Source organism: Shimia isoporae (assembly GCF_004346865.1).
Taxonomy (GTDB): Bacteria; Pseudomonadota; Alphaproteobacteria; order Rhodobacterales; family Rhodobacteraceae; genus Shimia; species Shimia isoporae.
Window position 1 is genome coordinate 699,476 of the sequence record NZ_SMGR01000001.1, and the last position, 12,320, is coordinate 711,795.

General features: G+C 57.0%; 13 protein-coding genes. 12 read left to right on the plus strand and 1 reads right to left on the minus strand.

The features are described 5' to 3' along the window. Window positions 1-43 precede the first annotated feature (43 nt). From BXY66_RS03465 to BXY66_RS03480, 4 genes are all read left to right on the plus strand, one after another. Window positions 44-1,276, plus strand: a complete 1,233-nt coding sequence (locus tag BXY66_RS03465) for an MFS transporter (RefSeq protein ID WP_132858780.1) — start codon at window positions 44-46, stop codon at window positions 1,274-1,276. Window positions 1,277-1,279: 3 nt separating this feature from the next. Then, window positions 1,280-2,647: an MATE family efflux transporter gene (locus tag BXY66_RS03470; RefSeq protein ID WP_132858781.1), complete on the plus strand. Its 1,368-nt coding sequence runs from the start codon at window positions 1,280-1,282 to the stop codon at window positions 2,645-2,647. A gap of 30 nt (window positions 2,648-2,677) precedes the next feature. Then, window positions 2,678-3,547 carry a 50S ribosomal protein L11 methyltransferase gene (locus BXY66_RS03475; protein ID WP_132858782.1) on the plus strand — a complete coding sequence of 290 codons (870 nt, stop codon included), beginning with the start codon at window positions 2,678-2,680 and terminating at the stop codon, window positions 3,545-3,547. A 269-nt stretch (window positions 3,548-3,816) separates the two neighbouring features. Further along, on the plus strand, window positions 3,817-4,164 hold the full coding sequence (locus BXY66_RS03480) for a hypothetical protein (protein ID WP_132858783.1): 348 nt from the start codon (window positions 3,817-3,819) through the stop codon (window positions 4,162-4,164). 167 nt (window positions 4,165-4,331) lie between these two features. On the opposite strand, the gene BXY66_RS03485 is transcribed toward BXY66_RS03480, so the two are convergent. Next, window positions 4,332-4,520, minus strand: a complete 189-nt coding sequence (locus tag BXY66_RS03485) for a DUF1127 domain-containing protein (protein WP_165929095.1) — start codon at window positions 4,518-4,520, stop codon at window positions 4,332-4,334. 334 nt (window positions 4,521-4,854) lie between these two features. On the opposite strand from BXY66_RS03485, the gene ruvC reads away from it, so the two are divergent. From ruvC to tolQ, 8 genes are all read left to right on the plus strand, one after another. Then, on the plus strand, window positions 4,855-5,361 hold the full coding sequence (ruvC, locus tag BXY66_RS03490) for a crossover junction endodeoxyribonuclease RuvC (RefSeq protein WP_132858785.1): 507 nt from the start codon (window positions 4,855-4,857) through the stop codon (window positions 5,359-5,361). Beyond that, complete coding sequence (gene ruvA, locus BXY66_RS03495; protein ID WP_132858786.1) at window positions 5,358-6,068, plus strand: Holliday junction branch migration protein RuvA; 711 nt, start codon at window positions 5,358-5,360, stop codon at window positions 6,066-6,068. The genes ruvC and ruvA overlap by 4 nt, the downstream gene beginning before the upstream one ends. Window positions 6,069-6,071: 3 nt before the next feature. Continuing rightward, complete coding sequence (gene ruvB, locus BXY66_RS03500) at window positions 6,072-7,097, plus strand: Holliday junction branch migration DNA helicase RuvB (protein WP_132858787.1); 1,026 nt, start codon at window positions 6,072-6,074, stop codon at window positions 7,095-7,097. Window positions 7,098-7,359: 262 nt separating this feature from the next. Further along, the gene (locus BXY66_RS03505) at window positions 7,360-7,989 is read left to right on the plus strand and encodes a hypothetical protein (RefSeq protein WP_132858788.1); all 630 of its coding nucleotides are present in this window, start codon (window positions 7,360-7,362) and stop codon (window positions 7,987-7,989) included. 142 nt (window positions 7,990-8,131) lie between these two features. After that, window positions 8,132-9,664 (plus strand): glutamate synthase-related protein, encoded by a 1,533-nt coding sequence (locus tag BXY66_RS03510; RefSeq protein WP_132858789.1) that lies wholly within the window; start codon window positions 8,132-8,134, stop codon window positions 9,662-9,664. Window positions 9,665-9,788: 124 nt separating this feature from the next. Then, window positions 9,789-11,072 (plus strand): mechanosensitive ion channel family protein, encoded by a 1,284-nt coding sequence (locus BXY66_RS03515; protein WP_132858790.1) that lies wholly within the window; start codon window positions 9,789-9,791, stop codon window positions 11,070-11,072. Window positions 11,073-11,144: 72 nt separating this feature from the next. Beyond that, entirely contained in the window at window positions 11,145-11,531 is a 387-nt protein-coding gene (gene ybgC / locus BXY66_RS03520) for a tol-pal system-associated acyl-CoA thioesterase (RefSeq protein WP_132858791.1), read from the plus strand. 111 nt (window positions 11,532-11,642) lie between these two features. Then, on the plus strand, window positions 11,643-12,317 hold the full coding sequence (gene tolQ / locus BXY66_RS03525; RefSeq protein WP_132858792.1) for a protein TolQ: 675 nt from the start codon (window positions 11,643-11,645) through the stop codon (window positions 12,315-12,317). The last annotated feature ends 3 nt before the right edge of the window (window positions 12,318-12,320 follow it).

Consider the following 12,320-nt stretch of genomic DNA (forward strand, 5'->3'; position numbering starts at 1 on the left):
TTTGTGTCTCGCCATTCGCACCGCACAGGCGTAAAGCCGAAGCATGTTCAAAAGAATTTCCCTTGATGACGCACAGCATCTGCCGGTTTGGCGGCGGCCTGTCGCTTTGTTGGTGCTGATGGCAATCGGTATGCCGATTGCGTTCAATGTCTGGCTGGCACTTCTCAACAACTTTGTGACCGATGCGGCGGATTTTGATGGCCTCGACATTGGCATTTTGCATTTCGTCCGAGAAATTCCCGGCTTCCTCGCAATTCTGGTCATCTACCTCTTGTATCTGTTTCGGGAACAGACGCTTGGGCTTTTGTCGCTTTTTCTGTTGGGGGCCGCGACCGCCGTCACGGCCTATTTTCCGGAGATGTCCGGGATCTTGACGCTGACATTGCTGAGTTCGATCGGATTTCACTACTACGAGACAGTCAACCAATCGCTGCAGCTTCAGTGGCTTGACAAGAAAGTCGCGCCGAAAATTTTGGGGTATCTGGTCGGAATTGGATCGGCGGCGGCGCTTGTGCCTTACGCACTTTTGACCGTTGGCTGGAAGCGGTTTGAGTGGAGCTATGAGCAGGTCTACCTTGTTGGTGGCGGCGTCACGGCGTTGATCGCCATCTATTGCCTGTTTGCTTTTCCACAGTTTGAAAGCCCGACGCCACAAGCTCGAAAGATGGTGCTCAAGAAACGGTACTGGCTCTATTATGCCATGCAATTCATGTCTGGCGCGCGGCGACAGATATTTGTGATCTTTGCTGGGTTCATGATGGTGGAGCGGTTTGGTTTTGAAGTGCACGAAGTCGCGGGCCTCGCCTTGCTCAACCTTGTGGCCAATATGGTGTTGGCGCCAGCGTTTGGTCATGCAGTGGCGCGATTTGGCGAGCGGCGCACATTGATTTTTGAATACACTGGGCTTGTGATCGTCTTCCTCGCTTATGGCGGCATTTACATGTTCGGTTGGGGGCTGCTTGTGGCTTGTTTGCTATATGTCGTCGACCACCTTCTGTTCTCGCTGGCCTTTGCTCTGAAGACTTATTTCCAGAAGATTGCCGACCCTGAGGACATGGCACCGACGGCAGCCGTGGCCTTTACGATCAATCATATTGCCGCAGTCACGCTTCCGGTGCCGCTTGGGTTTTTATGGCTGGCCTCGCCCGGTGCTGTGTTCGTGTTGGCGGCGGCGATGGCGGGTGTCTCTTTGATCCTCGCGACGCTGATCCCGCGCCATCCTGAAAAGGGCAACGAAACCCGCTTCTCCGTGTTCGCGCGCGCACCCGCAGAGTAACACATGCAGAAGCGCGGTAGATTTCTCGACGGGTCCACAATGGGGCATGTGGTGCGCATGACCATGACCAGCGCCGTTGGCATCACCTTTGTCTTTCTGGTCGACCTCGCGAACCTGTTTTGGCTGTCACAGTTTGGCAATCCGAAGATGGTTGCAGCCATGGGGTTCGCTTTCGCGATCCAATTTTTCTCGGTTTCCAGCGGCATTGGCCTGATGATCGCGACAACCGCGTTGGTCTCCCGGCGCATCGGTAAGGGTGAACAAGCCCGTGCGCGGGAGGATGCGACGGCCTCGATGGTGATTTCTGTGACGTTTCAGGCCATCGTTGCTGCGGTGGTGGTCGCGTTGCGGTATCCGTTGCTGGAGCTGGTGGGGGCGAGCGGTGAAACGCTCGAATACGCCGCGCGGTATCTGCTGATCACAATTCCTTCGTTGGCGGTTATGGCCTTTGGGCTCGTGGGGTCGGCGGTGTTGCGAGCTGAAGGAGACGGCAAGCGGGCAATGTTTGTTACGCTTACGTCGGGCACGATCTCCATGGCGGTTGATCCCTTTATGATCCTGTATCTGGGCTGGGGGATTGACGGCGCGGCCTGGGCGTTGGTGCTGTCGCGCGTTGTGCTGGCGGGAATGGCGCTGCGGTTTGCCGTTGGTACGCATGATCTGCTGGCCCGTCCGGCGGTCTTTGCGGTCAAGCGGGTCGCGAAGCCTTTTTTCGCCGTAGCATTACCAGCAATGTTGACGCAGCTTGCCGCGCCCTTTGGGAACTATTTGCTCACGGGTGTGATTGCCGGATTTGGTGACAATGCCGTCGCAGGTTGGGCGGTGCTGAACCGGCTCACTGTTGTGGCATTTGGCGGGATATTCTCTTTGTCAGGCGCAATCGGTGGCATCTTCGGCCAGAATTACGGAGCCGGACAGTTCGACCGGCTGCGGAGCACTTTTCGCGACGCACTCGTCTTTGCGATGGGATATGCCTTTGTGACCTGGGTTATTCTCGCAGCCACTGCGGAGGCCGTTGTCGGAGGCTTCGGATTGGCAGAGCGGGGGCAGGACGTCTACCTCGCGTTTGCCTATGTAGGTGCAGGCGGCTTCATGCTTGTCGGGGCCCTGTTCGTGGCAACCGCGACGTTCAACAATTTGGGCAAACCCGGGCGGTCAACGTTGATCAACTGGGCTCGCGACGGCGTTTTCATTCTGCCGGCGGCGATGTTGGGTGCGGGCTGGTTTGCAGCCCCGGGTGTGGTCTATGGGCAGACGGTTGTCAGCGTTGTTGTTGGCATCATCGCGGCGCTCTGGGCATGGCACTTCTTGCGTGGCTTTGGCATTGAGAGCGGGTCCGCGACGCTTGACCCTGCGCCAGAGAGGCCCTAAGCGCAGCGCAGCGACATTCGGAGAGCTGTTATGCCCACATTCACCGCACTAACCACTTTGACCGGCAAGGACCAGGCGGAGAAGCTTGGCGACGCCATGGAGCGCCTTGTCCCGGAGCCGACTGGTGTCGGTGTCTTCGAGGTAGAGGACGGATCCGGTCTGTGGGAGATCGGTGGCTATTTCGTGGAGCAGCCTGACGAAGCCGGGCTTGCGGTGCTGGCAGCTGCCTTTGGCGCCAAACCTTTTGTGGTGAGCGAATTGCCGGAAACCGACTGGGTGGCTCATGTAAAGCGTGAGCTTGCACCGGTCGAGGCGGGCCGGTTCTTTGTTTATGGCAGTCATGACGCCGATAAGGTTCCTGCTGGGTCCGAACCTCTGCTGATCGAAGCGGCAATGGCTTTCGGTACCGGGCATCACGGAACAACACTTGGCTGTCTTAAAGCGCTGGATCGTCTTGCAAACGAAGGGTTTGTTGGCAAGAACGTCGCCGATATCGGCTGTGGTACAGCTGTTCTTGCGATGGGTGCGGCGCGCATCTGGCCGGATGTGGTGCTGGCAAGCGACATCGATGAGGTCGCGGTTGAAGTGGCGGAAGCCAACGTCAAAGCCAACGGGCTTGATGGGAAGGTGGTCTGCCTTGAAGCAGCTGGCTTCGGGCACCCCGAACTGGCGGCGAAAGCGCCGTACGATCTGGTGTTCGCGAACATTCTGAAGGCGCCGTTGGTGGATCTGGCGCCCGACATGGGAAGCAATGTATCCGCTTTGGGGCATGCGATCCTGTCCGGCATCCTGAACGAACAGGCGGACGACGTTGTCGCGGCTTATGACGCTGCCGGATTTGACGTGCACACCCGTGAGGAAGTCGGAGAGTGGACAACCCTGACCCTAACGCGACGCTGACACATTTTCGTTTAAGCGAATCTTAAGACTTCTTCAGAATCGGGCGGCGCTGGCCGCCTTTTTTTGTGCTTGTGTTTTGCATATTGTTGGCAAATCTCGAACAGTCTAATTTCCTTCGAAATCACTGTTTCCAAAAGGCATTTCGGAATGAGGCATTCTCGCCAGATTTGTCCTGATTTTGCCGTATTTTCGGCAACTTGCCTTACTTTCGCCACAATTCGGCGCGACTTTGACCATGTTTGGTGGGGGCCGAACAAAGAGCTAGTGCCATGAGTGAATCTTACGCAGAATTTCACGACCGTCTTGCAAAGATTTATCGTCAACAGGCCAAGACCGGCCGTGTGGGACGCAAAGCCGTAGCGATTGACCGCAACGGGTATGTGATCGTCAAAGGCAAAGCGAACCGCCGCAGCTTCCCTTGGTCGGGATTGATGATGGTTGCAGTGGCGTTCTTTGCCATCAAAGGCATCATGATTGCTCAGTTTGGCCCCGACTTTTATTCCCAGCATGTGGCCCGTATGGCGGATGCTTCGGCCGCGGAGCAGGTGATGTCCTGGACCATGAGCCCGGACCCGGTAAGCCGGTGGGTCGCCACGCAGGTGAAAAGCGTTTTCTGAGACAAACACGAAATTTGACGATCCCTCCAAGATCGCAAAAACAGCCTCGGGTCTCTCTCCCCGAGGCTGTTTTTTTGTCATTACAGAAAAAGAAAACCGTGGTGCCTTTCGGCGCCACGGTTCCAAAGCGGTATGATCGACGCCCTGATCGGGCGGAGTTATCCGGTTTAGCGGATACCGTTGATGTCGTCGCGGGACAGACCGATGTCTTCCAGTTCGCGATCGCTGAGCTGGCGCAGCGCGTTGCGGGTCAGGCGCGCGTCGTTCCATGCTGCGACAGATGCAACGATGGAGGAGATAAACGAGCCGAAATGGCCGTTAGTGGTGGTGTTCGAGGTGTTTTCAATCGAGGCCATTTCCATATTCCTTTAAGCTGATGTTTTGGTGGTCCGCGTTGTTCTGATGACCGGCAAATATGGATAGGTCGTTAAGGAAACAAGAGGTATTACTTCATAGGTGGGATGCAATTTTTGCATAGGTAGAAATCCGCCTATTTCCCTTAAAATTAAGGCGGAAAACGACCTTTTGGGTGTCGTATTTGACCGCAAATTGTTGCTGGGGCGTTAACGATTGTCGGCAATAAGCATTCTTCTGTCGCAAATTCACAATGTGCTATTGTCTTGGAGTTTGTTCCCGTTTCGTGCTACTGCATGAGAAAATGTGAAAAACTACTTGGCAGTGAGGCAAATTATGCGGGTTTTGGGAATCGATCCCGGGTTGCGCAATATGGGGTGGGGCGTGATTGACGCCGACGGGAGTCGCCTTTCGCACGTGGCAAACGGGATTTGCCATTCTGTGGGCGCGGATCTGGCGGCACGCCTTCTGAGCCTACATGAGCAACTCACCGACGTGGTTGCGCGGTTCCAGCCAGACCACGCTGCGATTGAACAGACATTCGTGAACAAGGATGGTGCCGGCACTCTGAAGCTTGGGCAGGCCAGAGGGATCGCGTTGCTTGTTCCCGCGCAGGCCGGTTTGGTTATTGGAGAGTACGCGCCGAACAAGGTGAAGAAGACTGTGGTCGGGGTTGGCCATGCCGAGAAACATCAAGTCGAGCACATGGTCAAACTGCAATTGCCGGGTGTGAGCATCAACGGCGCGGACGCAGCGGATGCGTTAGCGATCGCAATCTGTCATGCGCACTATGCCAAAGCGGGTGCGGGATATGATGCGGCACTGAAGAGGGCGAGCGCATGATTGGCAAGATTTCCGGAAGAGTGGAATACCGCACGACGGATCATGTGCTGATCGATGTGAACGGCGTTGGCTATGTCGTTTATTGCAGCGACCGCGTGTTGGCAACGTTGCCGCCTGCGGGTGAGGCTGTGGCGCTTTATACGGATTTGCTGGTGCGCGAAGACCTGTTGCAGCTTTTTGGGTTTACCACGCTTTTTGAGAAAGAGTGGCACAGGCTCCTGATGAGCGTTCAGGGCATTGGGGCCAAAGCGTCGTTGGCTATTCTTGGCACTTTGGGTGCGGACGGTGTGAGCCGCGCCATAACGCTTGGTGATGTGACTGCGATCAAGGCGGCAAAAGGCATTGGTCCGAAAACTGCGCAAAGAGTCGTGATCGAGTTGAAGGACAAGGCGCCCGAGATCATGGCTCTGGGCGGGACTTTGTCTCAGGCGATGGGAGATGCCCCGGCAGAAGCGCCAGCATCCGAGGATGTTATTGACGATAGCGACGTCGCGCCTTCGCGTTTGAGATCCGGCGCATCTGCAAGCGGGGCCGCGGCCCAAGCTGCAGCGAGCGTTCAGGCGGATGCGTTGTCAGCTTTGGGCAACCTTGGGTATGGCCCAAGCGAGGCCGCACAGGCCGTGGCGGAGGCGGCTGGAGAGATGCCGGACGCTGAAGCCGCAGACCTGATCCGAACGGCTCTCAAGCTTTTGGCGCCGAAGGGATAATTCATGGACCAGCCGGACCCGACATTGCGCCCCGAAGCCCGACCGGAAGACGCTGATAGAGCCTTGAGGCCGCAGGCGCTTGAAGAGTTTATCGGACAGCGAGAGGCACGCGCCAACCTGCGTGTCTTCATTGAGAGCGCAAAGCGGCGCGGTGAGGCGATGGACCACACGCTGTTTCATGGACCGCCCGGGCTGGGGAAAACCACCTTGGCGCAGATCATGGCACGAGAGTTGGGGGTGAACTTTCGTATGACGTCTGGTCCGGTGCTGGCAAAGGCAGGCGATCTGGCCGCGATCCTGACCAACCTTGAAGCGCGAGACGTCCTTTTTATTGATGAAATTCACAGGCTAAATCCCGCTGTGGAGGAAGTTCTCTATCCGGCGATGGAAGATTTCGAGCTTGATCTTGTGATTGGTGAGGGGCCGGCTGCGCGGACGGTACGGATTGAGTTGCAGCCTTTTACGCTGGTCGGGGCGACCACCCGTTTGGGCTTGCTGACAACACCTTTGCGGGACCGTTTCGGGATTCCGACGCGGCTGCAGTTCTACACCGAGGACGAACTCAACGAGATCGTAACGCGTAACGCGCGCAAGCTTGGTGTTCCAGCGGATGAAGCAGGTGCCCGCGAGATCGCGCGGCGATCGAGAGGAACACCCAGGATTGCCGGAAGATTGCTGCGTCGGGTGGTCGATTTCGCCCTCGTCGAAGGTGATGGGAAGATAACAAAACCTCTTGCAGACGGGGCGCTTACGCGGTTGGGCGTGGACAATCTCGGGCTGGATGGGGCTGACCGACGGTACCTGACGTTCATTGCTGAGAACTATGGTGGCGGGCCGGTTGGGATCGACACAATTTCTGCGGCATTGAGCGAAAGCCGGGACGCGATTGAGGAAGTGATCGAGCCGTTTTTGTTGCAGCAAGGTCTGGTGCAGCGCACCCCCAGAGGAAGAATGTTGGCGCAAAAGGCATGGCGTCATCTTGGGCTGGAGGCGCCACGCAAAAATGAACAATCGAACCTGTTTGGGTGAGGCTGCAAAGCGTCTGCAAAACGTCGGTTTGGCGTCGGTATGGTATTTGCGCCTGCTGGAACAGTGAGATTTGTTTGCGACAGTTTGAAGAGCTTGGCGTCGCGCGGATTTGGCATCGGATGCTATGCAATCTGATATTGATGACAATTAGCCGACCTTTTTGGCTTCTTGCGTTTTTTTGGCCAATGTCAGGGGGTGGACCTTGGCGCTGCTTTGGACAAGAAGTGGGGCGCCTATTTGAGATCGGTAGAGGATACCCGAGATGACACCTGAAGACGTAGAGCGCCTGTTCACACGTGAGGACGGAAGCTACGGCTTTGCCCGTTGGGGACGGCCAATCGCGCCGGTGGTTTTTGGTGTGCAGGACGAGACGCTGGCGACCGTGAAAGGCGCGATCGAAGCGGTTGCAACTCTCGTTGGGCACCAGATGGCGGAGACCGACCCTGAACTTGGCAGCAACCTGATGGTGTTCTTTTTCCGCGAATGGGCGGAATTGTTGGATGTGCCCGATCTTGAGCGGATGATCCCCGGGCTGGAAGAACTGGTCGGCAAGCTGCAGACCGCAGACGCCACGCAGTATCGGGCCTTCCGGTTTGACAATGACGGCTCCATTCAGGCGGCTTTTGTGTTTTTGCGCATGAATGCAGCGATGTCGAAAATTCCGGCAGAGGCGCTGGCGTTGGGCGAGGCGGTGCAGGTGATTGTCACTTGGGGGCCGGAGGCTTTCCGCGACAGCTCGCCGCTTGCGGTGGTGCCTGACAGCGGCGCGACGGTCCTGCGGCCCGAGATTGCTGCCGTGGCAGCGGCGGCCTATGACCGGATGATGCCGCCGGCGAGTGTGGATGCCAGCCATGCTTTGAGGCTATTCGCAAGACTGCGGCTGGACAACTGACAAGGCGGCCAAAGCCGGCCTTGCTGTCTTCCGGCTACCTCTGCGCTTCTACGCACCTTGATGTGCATTTCTATAGGGTTTTGTGCGTTAGATCTTCCGTGCAGTGTGAATCGTACCAACCTTATGCGAACGGGAGAACATCATGGCAGGCGACGTGCCCATCATTGCGGCGACCAACCCCACCAAAGTCGAGTTGGAAGAAGGGAAGAGTTATTTCTGGTGCAGTTGCGGGCGGTCCAAAAACCAACCGTTCTGTGACGGAAGTCACGCTGGCACAGGAATGACACCCAAGAAATTTGTCGCCGAAAAGAGCGGCACTGCCTTTTTGTGTCAGTGTAAAGCCAGTGCGAATGCGCCGTTTTGCGATGGAACACACGCCAAACTTGGGGAACTCAAAATCGGTGATCCGGCGCCGAAGCCGGTGTCGGATGTGCCGGAGGCCGTGCCGACGCCGGAAGAACCCACTGTGGCGCGAATTCATGAACTGGCGCGCGACGGGTTAAGCAAGCTTGGTCACCACGGCGAGATGGGGTCGATGGGTGTGCCCCGCAAAGATCTACCGCATTGGGACGATATTCAGGTCCTGCCCGCACAAGTGGCGCGAAAGCCCTTGTTGGACGATGCTCCGGTTGCGACTTCGGTGGTGATTGGACCACGTGCGAAGAAGCCGCTGACGCTGGAAATTCCGCTGTTTGTGTCCGACATGAGCTATGGGGCCTTGAGCGAAGAGGCAAAGACCGCATTGGCGCGGGGCGCGCAGATGGCAGGGACAGGTATCTGCTCCGGTGAAGGCGGCATGCTTCCAGAGGAGCAGGCGGAAAACTCACGTTATTTCTATGAGTTGGCGAGCGCCCAATTTGGATGGGATGTGGCGTTGACAGAGCGCGTGCAGGCATTCCATTTCAAAGGTGGACAAGGGGCAAAGACCGGCACTGGCGGCCATCTGCCGGGGGAGAAAGTACAGGGAAAGATCGCGGATGTGCGGGGTTTGGAGCCCGGGCAGGCCGCCATTTCCCCAAGCACGTTTTTGGATCTCAAGACCCCTGCGGACTTTGCGAAAGTAGCGGATCAGGTTCGGGAAAGGTCCGGAGGCATTCCGATCGGGTTCAAGCTGTCTGCCAACCACATCGAAGCTGATATCGATTTTGCACTGGAAGCGGGTGCAGATTACATCATTCTGGATGGACGCGGCGGCGGAACCGGTGCCGCGCCTCTGATATTCCGCGACCATATTTCAGTGCCCACCATTCCGGCCCTCGCACGGGCGCGCCGACATCTGGACAGCAAGGCAGGCAGCGAAGTTACTTTGGTGATCACCGGCGGTTTGCGGGTGGCCGAGGACTTTGTGAAAGCGATGGCATTGGGAGCGGATGCGGTGGCGGTGTCCAATTCGGCGATGCAAGCCGTAGGCTGTATCGCGGCGCGGATGTGCAACTCCAACAATTGTCCGGTCGGGGTGGCCACGCAAAAGCCCGAACTTCGCAAGCGGCTTGATGTGCAGGTGGGCGCCCAGAAATTGGCACGGTACTTTGGTGCAAGCGTTGAACTGATGCAGGTTCTGGCGCGGGCGTGCGGACATTCCAGCCTGTCAGATCTCAATCGCGACGACATCACAACCTGGAAGCGCGAAATGGCCGACCTGAGCGGTGTTCGCTTCGCGGGTATCGGTATCTAGACAATTTACCCGGACCAGTTTTGGCCATCCGCTCAACCGCGGGTGGCCTTTTGATTTGTCAAACTTGAAAAGCGCTAAGCGAAAGGGAAAGATGCTGGGTAGTTGATTTGAAAGGTTTTGGAACATGGCGAATTTCAGAACGTTGCCCCAGTGGCTGATGTGCGTTTTCACGATTTTCCTATTCGGAGTATGGGCGGCGTGCGCACAGGCGTCTTCGGAAGACATGGTGTCACAAGCCAGTGATCCGACTGTTGAAACCGAAAAATTGGAACTGTTTGTGGTTCCGCTGACCGTTGCGCAGATTTCGGAGCTTGCTGATGTGTGGCAGGGTCACCTTTCGGACGTCATCTCCGAGTTTGTGGAATTGAGCCAGAAAGACGATGGCGGAGATAGTGACGCAGCAAAAGCGGCGCGGGCACAGGTTGAGGCGACGCTGGAACAGCAGACGCGCGTGGCTGACAATTATCGTGCCGTTATTGCCAGTTGGACCGCCAAGGGCGGCAAGGCAGAAGAAATTGACCCCCACCAAAGGTATTTGACCGTGGTTGCAGGGGCGACGATTCGAGCAACCAATCCGGCAACGCTGTTTTCCATTGCTTGGGATTGGTTGGGATCGCGCGATGGCGGGCTGGGCTTTTTGATGAAGACGTCCGTGTTCTTTGTTTCCCTGATTGTCTTGTTGTTTGTTGCACGGTTTGTGCGCAATCTCGCGGCCCGCGGATTGCGGCGGCTGCCCGCGATGTCGAACCTTTTGCGTGGGTTTGTTTTGACCGTAGTCTATTGGATCACAGTTGTTGTCGGGCTGATGATTGCGCTGGGCATCGCAGGGGTAAACGTCACACCTCTGTTTGCCGTGTTTGGCGGGTTGAGCTTTATCCTCGGTTTTGCGCTACAGGACACGCTCGGCAATCTGGCGAGCGGCTTGATGATCATGGTTCTCAAACCCTTCGATACCGGCGATTTTATCGAAGTGTCGGGGGCCAGCGGTGTGGTGGATGACATGTCGGTCGTTTCCACGCAAATCCGCACGTTCGACAACCAGATCATCGTTGTGCCGAACTCCAAGATCTGGGGGGATGTGATTACCAACGTGAGTGCGGCCAAAACCCGTCGTGTGGATCTGGTGTTTGGTATCGCCTATTCCGATAGCGCGCCGGAAGCCCTTGAGGTTTTGAAGGGACTTGTGGCTGCGGACAAACGTTGTTTGCCGGATCCGGCGCCTGCGATTTTTGTCGGGGAACTCGGGGAAAGTTCGGTCAATCTGTTCTGTCGTCCTTGGGTGCGGACGGAAGATTATTGGGACGTGTACTGGGACCTGACGGGGCTGGTGAAAGAGACCTTTGACGCCGAAGGCATCTCCATCCCGTTCCCGCAGCGCGATGTGCATCTGATCCAGGCGGATGGGTGAGGGCACGGTGGGTATTGCCCAAACGTCGGTTTCCTCCTACGCATTTGACAACCTTATTCCGGAGCACCTGCCATGATCTACACCCTGCCGATCCGCGTCTACTATGAAGACACCGACATGGCGGGGATCGTCTATTACGCCAACTATCTCAAGTTCATCGAACGTGGTCGCAGCGAGTGGGTGCGCGAGATCGGGATGGATCAGCTTAAGATGAAGGAAGAAGGTATCGTCTTTGCGGTGCGGCGGGTGGAATGTGACTACCTTGGCAGCGCCGTTCTGGACGACCAGTTGACCGTCGAGACGAAGGTGAGCAGCGTTTCCGCAGCGCGACTGGTCATGGATCAGTGGGTAAAACGGGGCGAGGAGCTGTTGTTTCAGGCGACTGTGACCGTGGTTTGCATGAACGAAACAGGCCAACCGGTGCGTTTACCGGCGGATATCCGCCAAATGGTGCACTAATCAGGGGCATTTGCTGCCTCTGACGCCAAATTGATAGCTTTCGCACTGGACCTGCGTTAACTTTCCAGCAAATCAAAGCCCCAGAAGAGGGCCGAAAGCAGAGCAGGCAGTATGGAAGCAGCAGTCGATTTTTCGATGTGGGCGTTATTTGCGCGCGCAACCCTGACCGTAAAACTAGTGATGATCATGCTGATCGTGGCCTCGTTTTGGGCCTGGTCGGTGATTATCCAGAAACACATCATGTATCGCAAAGCGCGGCGCGAGGCGGCGCGGTTTGACCGGGCTTTCTGGTCTGGAGAACCACTGGACAAGCTGTTCGAAGAGATTGGGCCGGAACCCAGTGGGCGTTCGGCGCGGGTTTTTGCAGCCGGAATGGTCGAATGGCAGCGCAGCCACCGTCAGGATGGCGGGCTGATCGCGAACGCCACAAGCCGGATTGACCGGTCTATGGATGTGGCCATCGCCAAGGAAGCAGACGAGCTGCAACACGGTTTGCCCATTCTCGCGACGGTCGGATCGACGGCGCCATTTGTGGGGCTGTTCGGAACCGTCTGGGGCATCATGAATGCCTTTATCGAGATCGCCGCGCAGCAGAACACCAATCTTGCAGTTGTGGCACCGGGTATTGCCGAGGCGCTTTTGGCGACGGGGCTGGGTTTGCTTGCCGCAATCCCCGCGGTGATCTTCTACAACAAGCTGAGCGCGGACAGCGACCGGATCATCGCCGGATATGAGGCCTTTGCCGATGAGTTTGCCACCATCCTCAGCCGTCAGTTGGACGCCTGAGTT